Source organism: Spirillospora sp. CA-108201 (genome assembly GCF_050936235.1).
In the GTDB taxonomy this organism is placed as follows: Bacteria; Actinomycetota; Actinomycetes; order Streptosporangiales; family Streptosporangiaceae; genus Spirillospora.
Genome location: NZ_JBNJNE010000001.1, coordinates 1,875,590 through 1,890,741 on the forward strand (window position 1 = coordinate 1,875,590; position 15,152 = coordinate 1,890,741).

At 75.8% G+C, this 15,152-nt stretch carries 10 protein-coding genes and 2 pseudogenes; 4 read left to right on the forward strand and 8 right to left on the reverse strand.

The genetic code is table 11. The features are described 5' to 3' along the window. Window positions 1-3: 3 nt before the first annotated feature. Window positions 4-2,037 (reverse strand): HelD family protein, encoded by a 2,034-nt coding sequence (locus ACQEU6_RS09375; RefSeq protein ID WP_499330670.1) that lies wholly within the window; start codon window positions 2,035-2,037, stop codon window positions 4-6. 154 nt (window positions 2,038-2,191) lie between these two features. Here ACQEU6_RS09375 and ACQEU6_RS09380 point away from each other — a divergent pair, with 154 nt between their 5' ends. After that, on the forward strand, window positions 2,192-2,998 hold the full coding sequence (locus ACQEU6_RS09380; RefSeq protein WP_499330672.1) for an SDR family NAD(P)-dependent oxidoreductase: 807 nt from the start codon (window positions 2,192-2,194) through the stop codon (window positions 2,996-2,998). A 104-nt stretch (window positions 2,999-3,102) separates the two neighbouring features. Then, entirely contained in the window at window positions 3,103-3,948 is an 846-nt protein-coding gene (locus ACQEU6_RS09385; protein ID WP_499330674.1) for an ATP-binding cassette domain-containing protein, read from the forward strand. Here ACQEU6_RS09385 and ACQEU6_RS09390 read toward each other — a convergent pair. The 6 genes and pseudogenes from ACQEU6_RS09390 to ACQEU6_RS09415 all read right to left on the reverse strand — a co-directional run bounded on the left by ACQEU6_RS09390 (window position 3,881) and on the right by ACQEU6_RS09415 (window position 11,735). Further along, window positions 3,881-7,096, reverse strand: coding sequence for an acetyl-CoA carboxylase family protein (locus ACQEU6_RS09390; protein WP_499330676.1), 3,216 nt, complete (start codon window positions 7,094-7,096; stop codon window positions 3,881-3,883). The two genes, ACQEU6_RS09385 and ACQEU6_RS09390, sit on opposite strands and share 68 nt — an antisense overlap. A gap of 34 nt (window positions 7,097-7,130) precedes the next feature. Next, window positions 7,131-8,510, reverse strand: coding sequence for a GH1 family beta-glucosidase (locus ACQEU6_RS09395; protein WP_499330678.1), 1,380 nt, complete (start codon window positions 8,508-8,510; stop codon window positions 7,131-7,133). A gap of 28 nt (window positions 8,511-8,538) precedes the next feature. Next, complete coding sequence (locus tag ACQEU6_RS09400) at window positions 8,539-9,204, reverse strand: carbohydrate ABC transporter permease (protein ID WP_499330680.1); 666 nt, start codon at window positions 9,202-9,204, stop codon at window positions 8,539-8,541. Between the two features lie 6 nt (window positions 9,205-9,210). After that, on the reverse strand, window positions 9,211-9,417 hold the full coding sequence (locus ACQEU6_RS09405; protein WP_499330683.1) for a hypothetical protein: 207 nt from the start codon (window positions 9,415-9,417) through the stop codon (window positions 9,211-9,213). Beyond that, complete coding sequence (locus tag ACQEU6_RS09410; RefSeq protein WP_499330687.1) at window positions 9,410-10,420, reverse strand: carbohydrate ABC transporter permease; 1,011 nt, start codon at window positions 10,418-10,420, stop codon at window positions 9,410-9,412. Before ACQEU6_RS09410 ends, ACQEU6_RS09405 begins: the two co-directional genes overlap by 8 nt. 4 nt (window positions 10,421-10,424) lie before the next feature. Then, window positions 10,425-11,735: pseudogene (locus tag ACQEU6_RS09415) on the reverse strand (ABC transporter substrate-binding protein). A gap of 156 nt (window positions 11,736-11,891) precedes the next feature. Here ACQEU6_RS09415 and ACQEU6_RS09420 point away from each other — a divergent pair. Next, entirely contained in the window at window positions 11,892-13,127 is a 1,236-nt protein-coding gene (locus tag ACQEU6_RS09420) for an ROK family transcriptional regulator (RefSeq protein ID WP_499330691.1), read from the forward strand. A 25-nt stretch (window positions 13,128-13,152) separates the two neighbouring features. Continuing rightward, window positions 13,153-13,746, forward strand: coding sequence for a TetR/AcrR family transcriptional regulator (locus ACQEU6_RS09425; protein WP_499330694.1), 594 nt, complete (start codon window positions 13,153-13,155; stop codon window positions 13,744-13,746). Between the two features lie 3 nt (window positions 13,747-13,749). On the opposite strand, the pseudogene ACQEU6_RS09430 reads toward ACQEU6_RS09425, so the two are convergent. Continuing rightward, a pseudogene (locus ACQEU6_RS09430) lies at window positions 13,750-15,104 on the reverse strand (aldehyde dehydrogenase family protein). Between the last annotated feature and the right edge of the window lie 48 nt (window positions 15,105-15,152).

Here is a 15,152-nt window from a genome sequence, read left to right on the forward strand (position 1 = left end):
CGGCTACGGCGCCGCCAGCTCGGCGGGCAGGTCGTCCTCGTGGAGCACGGTGAGCGTGGTGACGGCGCGGGTCAGCACGACGTACAGGCGGGCGAGGCCGCGCGCCTCGGCGGCGGCGATGGCGGCGGGCTCGGCGACGATCACGTGGTCGTACTCCAGGCCCTTGGCGAGGGTCGCGGGGATGACGAGGAGCCGCCCGGCGCCGGCCGACTCCGGCCCGAGGACCTCGTGCTCCAGCCCGGCGGCCTCCAGGGCGGACGCGTGCGCGCCCGCCCGCGCGTCCGGGACGATCAGGCCGACCGAACCGGGGCGGGCGAGGGCGGCGCGGGCGGCCTCGACCGTCGCGGCGGCCAGGTCGGGGACGCGCCGCACGGCGAGCGCCCCGGCGCCGGGGCGCAGCGAGCGCGGCCGCTCCAGGCCGGGCGCGACGTGCGGGAGCAGGCGGGCGGCGAAGTCGAGCACGGTGCCCGGAACGCGGAACCCGAGGGTCAGCTCGGTGACCTCCCCGTCCTGCCCGAGATGGGCGAGGACCTCCTTCCACGTGCGGGCCGACCACGCGGTCGTGCCCTGCGCGAGGTCGCCGAGGACGGTCGCCGAGCCCGTCGCGCAGCGGCGTCCCAGCGCCCGCAGCTGCATGGCGGAAAGGTCCTGCGCCTCGTCCACCACCAGGTGGCCCAGCGATGCGGTGCGCTCGATGAGGTCGTTCAGCTCGTCCAGGAGGGCCCGGTCGGCGGCGGTCCACTTGGCGGAGCGGTGCGAGCGGGCGGGCCTCACCGGCAGCAGGGCGGCCCGCTCGTCCTCGTCGAGCACGCCCTTCGACGCCGCGCGCAGGAGATCGGCGTCCGACAGCAGCCGGTGCAGGACCTGCTCGGCGCTCACCTTCGGCCAGACCGCGTCGAGGACCTGCCTGACCGGCCTGCTCCGCGCGACCTGGTCCTGGACGCGGTCGTCGGGGGCCTCGCCGCGCCGTTCCATCCGGACGAGGATCTGGTGCGCGAGCCGCTGCGCGAACGCGGCGCGTCCGCTGCCGTACCGGGTGGCGCCGCGCAGCGCGGCGGCGATCTCGCGGATCTCGTGGTCGGCGAGCCGGTAGCGCGCCGCGCCCCGCGTGACGACGAGGCCCTCCTCCGGTTTGCGGACGTGCAGCCACAGCGCCCTGCGCAGCACGTCCGCCATCCGGGGGTCGCCCTTGAGGGCGGCCGCGTCCGCGGGCTCGTCGGCCAGCGGCGGGCCGAGCAGGTCGTCGATGGTGGCCTGCTCGACCCGGACCTCGCCGAGCGCGGGCAGCACCGCCGAGATGTAGGCGAGGAACGCGCGGTTCGGCCCGACGATGAGCACGCCGGACCGCGACAGCCGCTCCCGGTGCGTGAACAGCAGGTAGGCGGCGCGGTGCAGGCCGACGGCCGTCTTGCCGGTGCCGGGCGCGCCCTGGACGCAGACGCTGCGGGGCAGGTCGGCGCGGACGATCACGTCCTGCTCGGGCTGGATGGTGGCGACGATGTCGCGCATCGGCCCCGTCCGGGGGCGCTCGATCTCCTCGGTCAGGATCCGGGACGCGGCCGCCCCCGGCCGCGCGTCGCCGCCGTCGAGGGGCTCGTCCTCGAACGCGGTCAGCTCCCCGGCCCGGAACCCGAAGCGCCGCCGCAGCCGCCAGCCCATCGGGTCCGCGGGCCCGGCCTGGTAGAACGCCCGCGAGACGGGGGCGCGCCAGTCCAGCACGAGCGGGCGGCCCTCGTCGCCGTCGTGGACGTGCCGCCGCCCGACGTACATGACGGCGGGCAGGTCGGGGCCGGCCGCGCCGTCGCGGTCCATGCGGCCGAAGAACAGCGGGGTGTCGGGGTGGTCGGCGAGCGCCTCGATCCGCTGGTCGAGCAGCGACTCCAGGAACTGCTTGGAGACCCAGTCGGCGGCGACGTCGGCGGACAGGCCGGCGGCGTGCTCGCGCATCCGGCGCAGGGCGGCGCGGGACTCGGCGAGGTGGGCGCGTTCGGCTGCGAGGACCGCGGGTTCGGAAGGGGCGGCGGACTCGGCGGGCATGCGGACAGACCTCCGGCTGCGAGGGTGGTGGGGGCGAAACCCACGACCTTACCGACACGGCGCGGGCGGCGCCGGACATTTCGCGGCCCCGCCTTTCCGGAGGCGGCGGCGGTGCGCCTTGCCGGTGGGGCCGGGGTGTGTGACGTTGGTCCGCATGGCGACTCTCACCGGACGGTCCGCTCTGGTCACGGGGGCCTCGTCGGGCATCGGCGCCGTGGTGGCGGAGGCGCTCGCCGCCGCCGGGGCGCGGGTCGGCCTGGTGGCGCGGCGCAAGGACAGGCTCGCGGAGGTGCTCTCCCGGTGCCGGGCGCACTCCCCGGACTCGGCGATGTGGGCGGCCGACCTCGCCGACCTCGACGCGGTGGCCGACCTCGCCGCCGAGGCGGAGCGCGAGCTCGGCGGCGTCGACGTGCTGGTCAACAACGCGGGGATGCCGAAGCGCCGCCGCGTCCAGGACCTGGCCCCCGCCGAGGCCGACGAGGTGATGCGGCTCAACTACCTGTCCCCGGTGCGGCTCACGTTGGCGCTGCTGCCCGGCATGGTCGCGCGCGGGCGCGGGCACCTGGTCGCGGTGGGCTCGGTCGCGGCGCGGCTCGGTCCGCCGCACGAGGCCGCCTACTCCGCGTCCAAGGCCGCTCTCACGGCGTTCTGGGAGAGCATGGCGGTCGACCTGGACGGCACGGGCGTGCAGGCCCACGTGGTCCAGCCCGCCCTCATCGCCGGGACGGAGCTGTTCACCCTGCCCGGCAACGAGCCGCCTCTCAGCGACGTGTCGGAAGCCCTGCCGCCGCAGGAGGTGGCCGCGGCCGTGCTGGAGGTCCTGGAGAGCGGGCGGTTCGAGCAGTACGTGCCGGGCTGGTTCGGCGAGATGGCCTCCGGCAAGGCCGCCGACGTCGAGGCGTTCGTCGCCGGGGTCAAGGAGTGGACCCGCGACCGGCTCGCGCCGCCGGCGGCGCCCTGACCGTCCCCCGGCCTCCCGCCGGTCCGTTGCCGCCGCCCACGCGCCTCAGTAGGGTGTGGACCCGCCGGTGACCCACATCACACGAGGCGCGGAGGGGCGGTGCCATGGCCGCTGCGGAGGGCCTGCGGGTACGGGACGTGACGGTCCGTTTCGGCCCGCTGACGGCGGTCGACGGGGCCGGGCTGACCGCTCCGCCCGGCGCGGTCACCGGGCTGGTCGGCCCGAGCGGCGCGGGCAAGACGACGCTGTGCGACGTGATCACGGGGCTGCGGCGGCCGGCGGCGGGCGCCGTCCTGCTGGACGACGCCGACCTGACGCGCAGCGCGGCGCGGGAACGGGCCCGGCGGGGCATCGCCCGCACGTTCCAGCGGGCGGGCGCGGGCGGTTCGACGACCGTCCGGGAGGCCGTCCAGGCCGCCGCGGCCAGGCACGCGATGACGCGCGAGCAGCCGGGCCGCACGGCGCGGGACCGGTGGCGGCGGCGCTTCGAGGCGCGCCGCGACGCGGGCGCCGCCGCCGACGCGCTCCTCGCCCGGGTCGGAATCCAGGAACACGCCGAGCGGCCCCTGCGGGACGCGCCGCCCGGCGTCGCCGGGCTGATGGACCTGGCGCGGGCCCTGGCCACCGAACCGGCCGTGCTCGTCCTGGACGAGCCGCGGGCGGGCCTTCCCGTGCGGCGCGCGCGGGCGCTGGAGGTCCTGCTGCGGGACCTGGCCGCGGAGGGGCTGGCGGTGCTCGTCGTCGAGGACGAGATCGAGCCCGTGCTCGGCGTCTGCGACGTCCTGCACGTCCTGGACGACGGCAAGGTGATCGCCGCCGGGCCCCCGGCGGAGGTGCGGGCCGATCCCCGGGTGCGCGACGCCTACCGCGCGGGCCCGCCCGTCACCCTGTGTCGATCCACGGCCGGGGCCGGTCGCCGGCCGGCGGGGCGGCGGCCAGCACGGCGGTGATCCAGCGCCGCGTGTCGGCGGGGTCGATGACGTCGTCCAGCTCGAACACGGTGGCCGCGTGGAGCGCCTTGCCGTGCTCGTAGGCGGCGGCGACCATCTGGTCGAACATCGCGCGCGGGTCCTCGGCGGCCTCCAGCTCCTTGCGGAACCCGAGCCGGACGGCGCCCTCCAGCCCCATGCCGCCGATCTCGCCGGTGGGCCAGGCGAGGGTCGCGAGCGGCGCCGTGAACCCCCCGCCCGCCATGGCCTGCGCGCCGAGCCCGTAGCCCTTGCGCAGCACGATCGTGACGATCGGGACGCGCAGGTTGGCGCCGATGACGAACAGGCGGCTGAAGTGCCGGACGGTGCCGGTCCGCTCGGCGTCCGGGCCGACCATGAAGCCGGGGGTGTCGCACAGGGACACCACGGGCAGGCCGTGCGCGTCGCACAGCTGCAGGAAGCGGGCGGCCTTGTCGGCGGCGTCGCGGTCGATGGCGCCGCCGAGGTGCGCCGGGTTGCTGGCGATCAGGCCCATCGGGCGGCCCTCGACCCGGACCAGCGCCGTGATGATCCCGACCCCGAACGCGCGGCGCAGCTCCAGCACCGACCCGGTGTCGGCGAGGTGGGCGACGGCGCGCCGGACGTCGTAGGCGCGCAGCCGGTTCTCCGGGACGAGGTGGCGCAGGATCCGCTGGTCGTCGCAGGTCCAGCCGTCCGACGGGCCCCGGAAGTAGGACAGGTAGCGGCGGGCCGCCCGGACCGCCTCGGCCTCGTCGTCCACCACCACGTCGATGACGCCGTTCGGCTCCTGGTCGGCGACCGGGCCGATCTCCTCGGGCGTGAAGGCGCCGAGGCCGCCGCCCTCGATCATGGCGGGGCCGCCCATGCCGATGTTGGCGTCCCGGGTGGCGATGATGACGTCGCAGCAGCCGAGCAGGGCGGCGTTCCCGGCGAAGCAGCGCCCGCTCGCGATGCCGGCGGACGGGACGGCGCCGCTGAGCCGCCCCATGGCGTGGAACGTCGTCACGTCCAGGCCGGAGACGGCGGTGGAGTCGGTGTCGCCGGGACGGCCCCCGCCGCCCTCGGCGAACAGCACCACCGGCAGGCGGCGGCGCTGCGCGATGTCGAGCGTGCGGTCGGTCTTGCGGTGGTTCAGGTGGCCCTGCGTCCCGGCGAGGACCGTGTAGTCGTAGGACAGGACGACGGCCTGCGCGCCGTCGACGTCCCCGATGCCGCAGACCATGCCGTCGCCGGGAGTGCGCTCGATGAGGTCGTCGAGGGAGCGGCGCCGCCGCTGCGCGGCGACGGCGAGCGCGCCGTACTCGACGAAGGTGCCGGCGTCGCACAGGTCGCCGATGTTCTCCCGCGCCGTGCGGCGGCCGCGCGCGTGCCGCCCGGCCACCGCCTCGGGGCGGGCCGCGTCGAGTCCGATCTCGTGCCGGCGCAGCGTCTCGGCGAGGTCGGCGCGGATCAGGTCGAGGTCGGCCGCCTCGTCCTCGGCGGCGTGGTCGCCGCCACCCTCGGCGGGCTCGGCGAACAGCAGCGGCGCACCCTCGGCGACGGTGTCGCCGGGCGAGGCGGCCAGGGCCCGGACGATGCCCGCCCCGTCCGCGCGGACGACGTGCTCCATCTTCATCGCTTCGAGGATCAGCACCGGCGCCCCCGCCCGGACGAGGTCGCCCTCGGCCACCTCGACGCTCACGACCGTCCCCTGCGTCGGCGCGGGGATCGCGACCGTGCCGGGCGGCGCGTCCGGGGCGGGTGCGGGCCCGGGCTCGGCGGCGCCCGGCGTCGACTCGGCGTAGTACCGGCGGTGCTCGCTCGCCAGCAGCTCGGGCAGGTGGTCGTCGACGAAGGACGTGCCGGCGCCGCCGGAGACGAAGCCGGGATGGCGCAGCACGCCCTGCAGCAGCGGGATGCTCGTGGCGACGCCCGCGATCGCGAACTCGCCGAGGGCGCCGTGCGCGCGGGCGGCGGCGGACGGCAGGTCCTGCGCGCGGGCGACGACCTTGGCGAGCAGCGGGTCGTAGCGCGGGCTCACGTGGAGGCCCGCGTACCCGTGGGTGTCGACGCGGACGCCGGGCCCGGACGGCGGCGCGAACGCGGTGAGCGTCCCGGCGCTCGGGCGCGGCGCGCCGTCCGCGCCGATCGTCTCTGCGTTGACCCGCACCTGGACGGCGCAGCCGGACGCCCGCGGAGGCTCGGCCAGGCCCACCCCGGCGAGGTCCTCCCCCATGGCCAGCCCGAGCTGCGCCCTCACCAGGTCGACGCCGGTGATCTCCTCGGTCACGGTGTGCTCGACCTGGAGCCGGGGGTTGGCCTCCAGGAACCAGAACCCCTCGCCGCCGACGAGGAACTCGAAGGTGCCGAGGCCCTCGTAGCGGACCCGGGCCGCCATGCGCAGGGCGGCGTCCAGCAGCGCGTCCCTGACGGCTCCGGGCAGCGCGGGCGCGGGGGCGATCTCGATCAGCTTCTGGTGGCGGCGCTGGACACTGCAGTCGCGCTCCCACAGGTGGGTGACGGCGCCGGAGCCGTCGCCCGCGACCTGGACCTCGATGTGGCGGGCCCCGGGGACGTGCTTCTCGGCGTACAGCTCGCCGCCGCCGAAGGAGGCGAGCGCCTCCGACCGGCACCGCTCGTAGGCGTCCGGCACGGCGGCGGGCCCGGAGACGACGCGCATGCCGCGGCCGCCGCCGCCCGCCAGCGCCTTGATCACGACGGTGCCGTGCTCGCGGGCGAACGCCTCGGCCTCGGCGAGGCTCGCCGCGCCGGGCGTGCCGGGCGTCACGGGCACGCCCGCATCCCGGGCCAGGCCGCGCGCCCTGGTCTTGTCGCCGAACAGCTCCAGCAGCTCCGGGCGCGGGCCGACGAAGGCCAGCCCGGCCGCGGCGCAGGCGGCGGCGAAGCCCGCGTTCTCGCTCAGGAAGCCGTACCCGGGGTGGACGGCATCCGCGCCGGCGTCCTTCGCGGCGGCGACGAGCGCGTCCGCGTCGAGGTAGCCGGCGGCGCCCTCGCCGGGCAGGACGCGCGTCTCGTCGGCGCGCCGGGTGTGCGCCGAGGCGGCGTCGTCGCGGGTGCGCACGGCGACCGTCCGCAGGCCCAGCTCGGACGCGGCCCGGACGACCCGCAGCGCGATCTCTCCCCGGTTGGCCACAAGGATCCCGCCCACCCGGCCTCCTCACCTCGCCCGCGCCGGTCGGCCCTCACTCTAGAGAGCGGGACGCCAGGGGCCGCGCCCGGAGGTCCCGGTGCGCGCGGATGATCTCCGCGTACCGGCGGCCGCTGTCCTTGACGCGGCGCTCCTGGGTGGCGAAGTCGACGTGGACGAGCCCGAACCGCTGCGCGTACCCGTAGGCCCACTCGAAGTTGTCCAGCAGCGACCAGGCGAAGTAGCCGTCCAGGGGGACGCCCGCGCGGATCGCGGACGCGCACGCCGACAGGTGCGCCTCCAGGTAGGCGGTGCGCTCGGCGTCGTGGACGGCCCCGCCGGGCGCCACGGTGTCGGCGTAGGCGGCGCCGTTCTCGGTGACCATGACGCTGCGCGGCGCGTACTCCTCGGTGACGCGGACGAGGATCTTCGCCAGCCGGTCCGGGTGGATCTCCCAGTCCATGCCGGTGCGCGGCGTCCCGGCCGGGGTGATCTGCCGGGTGCGCGGCGGCGGGCCGCCCGGGTCGGCGACGGTGACGGACCGGCGGTAGTAGTTGACGCCGAGCCAGTCCAGCGGCGCGGCGATCGCCTCCAGGTCGCCGGGCCGCACCGGCGGCTCCACCCCGTACACCTCGATCATGTCGGCGGGCAGCCCGCGGCCGTGGAGGGGGTCGAGCCACCAGCGGTTGTGGTGGCCGTCCTCGCGCCGCGCCGCCGCCGCGTCCTCCTCGCCGTCGCCGCCCGGCTCGCAGTCGGTGAGCAGGTTGACGATGCCGACCCGGGCTCCGGGGGCGGCGGCGCGCACCGCCTGCGCGCCGAGGCCGTGCGCCAGCAGCAGGTGGTACGCGGCGGGCACGGCCGCGCGGACGTCGGCGACGCCGGGCGCCATCGCCCCCTGCAGATGCCCGATCCAGGCCGCGCACACCGGCTCGTTCAGCGTCGCCCACGAGGTGACCCGGTCCCCCAGCGCGGCGGCGACGACGGAGGCGTACTCGGCGAACCGCTCGGCGGTGTCGCGGGCCGGCCAGCCGCCGCGGTCCTGCAGCGCCTGCGGCAGGTCCCAGTGGTAGAGGGTCGGGTGCGGCTCGATCCCGGCCGCGAGCAGGGCGTCCACGAGCCGGTCGTAGAAGGCGAGCCCCGCCGCGTTGACCGGGCCGCCGCCGGCGGGCAGCACCCGCGGCCAGGCGATCGAGAACCGGTAGGCGCGCAGCCCGAGCTCCGCCATCAGCGCGAGGTCCGCGGGCCAGCGGTGGTAGTGGTCGCAGGCGACGTCGCCGGTGTCGCCCCCGGCGATCGCGCCCGGGACGCGGCAGAACGCGTCCCAGATGGAGGGGGCGCGGCCGTCCTCCGCGACGGCCCCCTCGACCTGGTAGGCGGAGGTGGCCGCCCCCCAGGCGAAGTCGGGGCCGAACGCGGTCAGGTCGTCGATGGGCACGGGTCTCCCTCGGGGTCGTCGAGACGGGTCACTTGACGGAGCCGGCGGTCAGCCCCGCCACCAGGAAGCGCTGGAGCAGCAGGAACCCGGCGACGACGGGGACGCTCACCACGAGGGAGGCGGCCATCACCTGGTTCCAGTAGACCTCGTGCTGCGTGGAGTAGCCCTGCAGGCCGATCGCGAGCGTGCGGGTCTGGTCGCTGGTCATGACCGAGGCGAACAGGACCTCGCCCCAGGCCGTCATGAACGCGTAGACGGTGACCGCGACGATGCCGGGCAGCGACGCCGGGACGATCACCCGCAGCAGCGCGCCGACCGGCCCGCAGCCGTCCACCCGGGCCGCCTCGTCCAGCTCCCGCGGGATCGACTCGAAGTAGCCGGCGAGCATCCAGATCGAGAACGGCAGCGAGAACGTCAGGTAGGTCAGGATGAGCGCCCCGCGGCTGCCGTAGAGGGCCACGCCGGTCGCGTTCCCCGCGTTCACGAAGATCAGGAACAGCGGGAGCAGGAACAGGATCCCCGGGAACATCTGCGTGGACAGCACCGTCACCGTGAACGCCCGGCGGCCGGCGAACCGGTACCGGCCGACGGCGTACGCCGCGCCGATCGCGATCGCCACGGACGCCAGCGTCGCGCCGCCCGCGACGATCACGCTGTTGGCGAAGTAGCGGGCCAGCGGGACGGTCGACCACATGTCGACTTAGGGGCGGACCGTCGGCCGCGACGGGATCCACCGGAACCCGCGCTGCACGTCCTCCAGCGGCTTCAGCGACGAGCTCGCCATCGCGTAGACCGGCAGGAGGGTGAACGCGGCCAGCAGGGCCAGCACGATCCGCCGCGTCCAGGCGAAGGAGGCGGGCGGGTCGGTCGGCGCGCGGCGCCTGCGGGCGGGACGCGTGTCAGCCATGCGCGGGCCTCCTCCTGGACGTGGCGAGCAGGTACGCCGCCGTGGCCAGCAGCAGGAACAGCAGGAGCAGCACCGACATCGCCGAGCCCGTCCCGAAGTTCCAGGTGACGAACGAGGCGTGGTAGATGTGCGCCGACACCAGGTCGCCGCCGTCCGGGGCGGCCTTGCCGAACAGGACGAACGGCGTGTTGAAGTCGTTGAACGTCCACAGGAACAACACCAGGACGAGCACCTGGTTGACGGGCCGGAGCGCCGGAAGCGTGATGTGCCGGATCTGCCGCCACACGCCCGCGCCGTCCAGCGCCGAGGCCTCGTACAGGTCGCGGGAGATGCTCTGCATCCCGGCGGTCAGCACCAGGAAGGCGAACGGCCACGACCGCCACACGACGACGGTGACCAGCGCCCAGAAGCTGTTGCCGCCGATCAGCCAGAACGGCCGGCCGCCGCCGGTCAGGTGCAGCTGGTCGGCCAGCACGTGGTTCACCAGGCCGTTGTCGCGCTGGAACATGAAAGCCCAGGTCATCACGGCGGCGTAGACCGGCAGCGCGTACGGGACGAGGAAGAGCGCGCGCAGCGGCCCGCGCCCCGCGAAGCGGCCCTGCATGAGGATCGCCGCTGCGGCGCCGAACAGCCACGACAGGGCGACCGCCAGGAGCGTGACGGCGAGCGTGACCAGGAACGAGCGGAGCAGGTCCGCGCCGATCGCGCCGTCGACGTCCACCGCCACGCGGTAGTTGCCGAGTCCCCTGCCGGGCGCCTTCGACCAGTCGCGGATGTAGAAGAGCGTGAGCTCCCTGAAGCTCATCCAGATCCCGACGGCGATCGGGACCACGTGGACGACCAGCTCGGCGACGACCGCGGGCGCGAGCAGCAGGTACGGGAGCGCGCCCGGAGGCAGCCGCGGCCGCCTCCCCCGCCCCCGCCCGCCGGTTCCGGTCTCCTGCGTCCGCGCCGTCCCCTCCCCGGCGGGGACGGCGGCGGCCGAGACGTCGGCGGAGGCCATGCGCCTACCCGCCCATCTGCTGCTGGGCGGCGGCGAGCCGCTCCCGCACCCTGGCCTCGGTGACCGGGCGTCCGGCGGCGGCGTCGGCGAACAGCTCCTTCATCGCGGTCCCGACGGCCGTCTCGAACCGGCTCTCCTGCGGGACCTGCGGCAGCGGCGCCGCGCTCGTGGCGAGGACGCTCTTGAAGACCTTGAGGTCGGCGGTGTCGAAGGCCGGGTCGTCCTGCGCGGAGACGACCGAGGGCAGGGATCCGTACGCCCTGTTGAGGATCTTCTGCTCCTCGTCGCCGGTCATGAACTTCACGAACTTCAGCGCCCCGCCGCGGTTGCCGGTGTTCCTGAAGACCGCGATGTTGATGCCGGCGACCATGGAGGTGACGTTCCGGCCGCCCGGCGGCGCCGGAGACGGTTGGGGGACCGGCACGACGCCCCAGGCGCCGGGCTTCATGCCGAGGTTGGTGAGCCCGCTGGTGGTGGCCTGCCACAGCAGCATCGCGGCCTTGCCGGTGGCGAAGTCGTTCAGCGACTGGTTGGCCGAGTACTCGGCGTTGCCCGGCGCGGCGATCTTCTCCTCGCCGAGCAGGTCGACGTAGGACTTGACCGCCGCGACGGCCTGCGGGGTGGCGAACTGCGGCTTTCCGTCCGGTGTGAAGAAGTCGGCGCCGTGCATCTGGCCGAGGGTGAACGCCTGGTGGACGTTCTCGGGGATGCTGGCGCCCTCGATCGCGATGCCCTACCTGCCGTCCCGGGTGAGCCGGCGGCCGGCGTCGATCAGTTCCCGCCACGTCCCGGGCGGTTCCAGGTTCGCGTCCGCGAACGTCTTCTTGTTGTAGTAGAGCCCGTAGGCGAGGGAGTAGAGCGGGACGGCGGCCGGGGCCCTGCCCTTGGCGCCCGCGGCGGCGAGCGCGGCGGGCACGAACCGCCGCGCGCCGCCGACCTCGGCCATCGCGGCGGAGTCGAACGGCAGCAGCCCGCCGGTCGCCTGGAGCGACGCCGACCAGGTGTTGCCGATGTTGAGCACGTCCGGCCCCTGGCCGGAGGTGGTGGCGGCGAGGATGCGGTTGAGCAGGTCGGTCCAGGGGACGACCTCCAGCTTCACCTTGATGCCGGTCTGCTTCTCGAACTTGGCCAGCTCGGGGGCCAGCACCTTCCGGTCGGCCGCGAGGTCGGTGCCCTGGTTGCTGGCCCAGTAGGTCAGCGTCTTCGGGTCGCCGCTCCCGCCGCCGGACGTGGTGCCGCCGCCGCAGGCCGCCGCGGCGGTGGCCAGGAGCCCGGCCGCGAGGACGGCGAGGGTCCGCGAGGGGGTAGGACGCATCGGCTCGGCCTTCCGATCATGTGACGGGGGTCACTCGGAGAGTTAGATCACACCTTATTTCACGTCGTGATCTAAGCAGTGACATAATGGCGGGGTCAAGACCTGAGAACCTGCGGGGGACGCGGCCCGGCCCGGGCCGCGGGAGGAGGGGGGCCGATGCCGGAACGGCGCCGGAGGACCGTGCGCGACCTGCGCCGCACCAACCGGTCGGTGCTGCTGAGGCGGCTGCACTTCGACGGGCCGCTCAGCCGCCAGGACCTGGCCCGCGAGACCGGCCTCAGCCCCGCGTCGGTGAGCAACGTGGTGAGCGAGCTGATCGAGGCCGGGCTCGTCGTGGAGGCGGGCAGCGTCGAGTCCGACGGCGGTCGGCCGCGCGTGCTGCTGAAGACCGCGGCCGGTTACGGCCACCTCGTCGGCGTGGACGTCGGCGAGACGCGGGTGATGGTCGAGCTGTTCGACCTGGAGCTGACCCAGCTCGCCAAGGCCGACCTGCCCCTCGGCGACGGCGGCCACGACGAGCGCGCCGTCGTCCGGCACATCCTGGACGGCCTGCCGGCGGTCATCGAGGGCGCGTCGGTCGACCCGGCGTCCATCGTCGGCGTCGGCGTCGGCGTCCCCGGCGTGATCGAGCACGGCCCGGAGGCGGTCGTGCACTGCCAGACCATCGGCTGGGACGGCGTGCCGCTGGAGCGGATGCTGCGCGAGGGCACCCGCCTGCCGCTGTTCGTCGACAACGGCGCGACGGCGCTCGGCCAGGCCGAGATGTGGTTCGGCGCCGGGCGCGGGCACCGGGGCGCCGTCGTCGCGCTCATCGGATCCGGCGTCGGCGCCGCCGTGATGATCGACGGCTCGCCGTACCGGGGCGCGGCCGGCAGCGCGGGCGAGTGGGGGCACACCACGTCCCGGGTCGGCGGCGCGCCGTGCCGGTGCGGGTCCCGCGGCTGCCTGGAGTCCTACGTCGGCGCGACCGCCCTGCTGGAACGCTACAGGGCCGCGGGCGCCCCGGCCGGGACGGACGAGGAGGCGGCCCTCGCCGGGCTGCTGGCCGACCCGTCCGAGGCGGCGGCCGCCCTGCGCGACGACATCGCCGAGCACCTCGGCGCGGGCATCGCCGACCTGGTCAACCTGTTCAGCCCCGAGAAGATCATCATCGGGGGCTGGGCGGGGCTGCTGATCGGCGGCCGGATGCTGGACCGGATCGTCGCGGCCACCGCCGCCTACGCGCTGCGGCAGCCGTTCGCCCAGACCTCGATCGAGCTGTGCCACCTCGGGCCGGAGGCGGTCGCCGTGGGCGCGGCCACCCTGCCGCTCGCGCACCTGCTCGACAGCGGCGGCGACCCGGCGGGCGCGCGATGGCCCGGCGGAGGCCCCCGGGGGATAATGGGGTACTGACCCGCATCCTGGAGGGCGACGACACATGGGCACCGCCGGCCGTTCCGTGCGCGAATCCCTGCTGGACGCCGCGGCCGACCTCCTGGTGGAGCGCGGCTACCGGGCCGTCCGGATGCGGGACGTCGCGGCCGCCGCCGGGGTGAGCCGGCAGACCGTCTACAACGAGTTCGGCGACAAGTGGGGCCTGGCGCAGGCGGTCGTGATCCGCGACAACGAGCGCTACCTCGACGGCATCGACGCGGTGCTGTCCGAGCACGCCGACCTGTACTCGGCGGTGGTCGCCGCGGTGACGTTCACCCTGGAGACCTCCGCCGACGACCAGCTGAAGAAGGCGGTGCTGACGGGCGCGGGCGGCGACGAGATGCTGCCCCTGCTCACCACGCGGGCCGAGCCGGTGCTGTTCTCCGCCAGCGCCCGCATCGCCGAGCACGCCCTGCGCCAGTGGCCGGATCTGGACCGCGACGCGCTCACCGAGATCGCCGACGCTGCGGTGCGCCTGACGATGAGCCACATCATGCTCCCGTCCGGGCCCCCGGAGGTCTTCGCCCACTTCGTCGCCCGCATGGTGACCCGCTACATGGCCGCCGCCGCGGGAGCCCGCGGACCCGGCGCCGGGTGAGGTTCAGGCGACGGCGCTCTGGATGTGGACGGCCTTGACGGCCGTCATCTCGTCCAGGAACTCGGGCCCGTGGCCGGAGTCGCGGCCGCCCGCGCGGCACGGAACCGCGGCCCCTCCCGGGGCGCCGCCGAACACCGCGTTGATCTTCACGGCGCCGGCCTCCAGCGTGCGCCAGGCGGCCTGGGCGTGCGCCATGTCGCGGGTCAGGACGGTCGCGGCGAGGCCGCGGCGGGAGCGGTTCGCGGCCTCCAGCGCCTGCTCGAACCCGGCCACGGTGCGGACGGGCGCGACGGGGCCGAAGGTCTCCTCCGCCATGATCGCCATGTGGTCGGCGCAGCCGGCCAGGACGGTGGCCGGGTAGAAGCAGCCGGGGCCCTCCGGCAGGCGCGCGCCGGTCAGCGCCCGCGCCCCGTCCGCGAGGGCCTTCTCCACCTGCCGGTGGACCCTGGACCGGTGGCGCTCGTCGACGAGGGGCCCGAGCTCGGTGGACGGATCGGCGCCCGGCCCCGCGCGCAGGTCCCGGGCCTGGGCGGCGAGCGCGTCCAGGAACGGCTCGGCGACGGCCTCGTGCACGTAGACGCGCTCGACCGAGGCGCAGGTCTGCCCGGCGTTCGCGAAGCACCCGAGTGCGGCCTGCCCGGCGGCCCAGGACGGGTCGACCCCCGCGTCCACGATCATCGGGTCGGCGCCGCCGTTCCCCAGCACGGTCCTCGCCCCGGTCCGCGCGGCCAGCTCGGCGACACGGCGGCCGGCGCGGGCGGAGCCGACGTGCGCGACGACGTCCGCGCCCGGGTGTCCGGCGAGGGCCTCGCCGGCCGCGCCGCCGCCGGTGACCATGTTCAGGACCCCGTCCGGCAGGCACCCGGCGACCAGCTCGGCGAGCATCGCGCCGGTGTGGGGCGTCCGCTCGGACGGCTTGAGGACGACGGCGTTGCCCGTCGCCACGGCCGCGCCGACCAGACCGCAGGCGATCGCGACCGGATCGTTCCACGGCGTGAGGGCGGCGACGCCCCCCACGGCTCGCGGACCGTGAAGTCGGCCGCGGCCCGCCCGCCCTGGAGGCCGCGCCCGCCGCGAAGCGGCCCCAGCTCGGCGTACTGGCGCAGGGCGCCGATCCCGGCCTCCACGCCGCCGAGCGCGTCACCGGTCGGCCTGCCCATCTCCGCAGTAATCAGGGCGGCGAGCTCGTCGATGCGCTCCTCGGCCGCGCGCGCTGCGGCGCGCAGGGCCGCGCCCCGTTCGGCCTGTCGCGCGGCCGCATGGCCTCCCCTTCCGCGTCGGCCCTGCCCGTCCGGCCCCCGTGCCGAGGTCTCCGAGCCGAAGTCCCCCTGTCGCCTACCCGGGGAGGCCCGCTTCAACGGCCCACCCCGCGTCAGTGAGTACTTACTTCCGTCGGCTACCGTGAA

Excerpts from the sequence above, each read along its gene's own strand:
- ACQEU6_RS09410 (WP_499330687.1), bottom strand. The coding sequence starts at position 10,420 with ATGGCCTCCGCCGACGTCTCGGCCGCCGCCGTCCCCGCCGGGGAGGGG.
- ACQEU6_RS09420 (WP_499330691.1), top strand. The coding sequence starts at position 11,892 with ATGCCGGAACGGCGCCGGAGGACCGTGCGCGACCTGCGCCGCACCAAC.
- ACQEU6_RS09375 (WP_499330670.1), bottom strand. The coding sequence starts at position 2,037 with ATGCCCGCCGAGTCCGCCGCCCCTTCCGAACCCGCGGTCCTCGCAGCC.
- ACQEU6_RS09425 (WP_499330694.1), top strand. The coding sequence starts at position 13,153 with ATGGGCACCGCCGGCCGTTCCGTGCGCGAATCCCTGCTGGACGCCGCG.
- ACQEU6_RS09380 (WP_499330672.1), top strand. The coding sequence starts at position 2,192 with ATGGCGACTCTCACCGGACGGTCCGCTCTGGTCACGGGGGCCTCGTCG.
- ACQEU6_RS09405 (WP_499330683.1), bottom strand. The coding sequence starts at position 9,417 with ATGGCTGACACGCGTCCCGCCCGCAGGCGCCGCGCGCCGACCGACCCG.
- ACQEU6_RS09400 (WP_499330680.1), bottom strand. The coding sequence starts at position 9,204 with ATGTGGTCGACCGTCCCGCTGGCCCGCTACTTCGCCAACAGCGTGATC.
- ACQEU6_RS09385 (WP_499330674.1), top strand. The coding sequence starts at position 3,103 with ATGGCCGCTGCGGAGGGCCTGCGGGTACGGGACGTGACGGTCCGTTTC.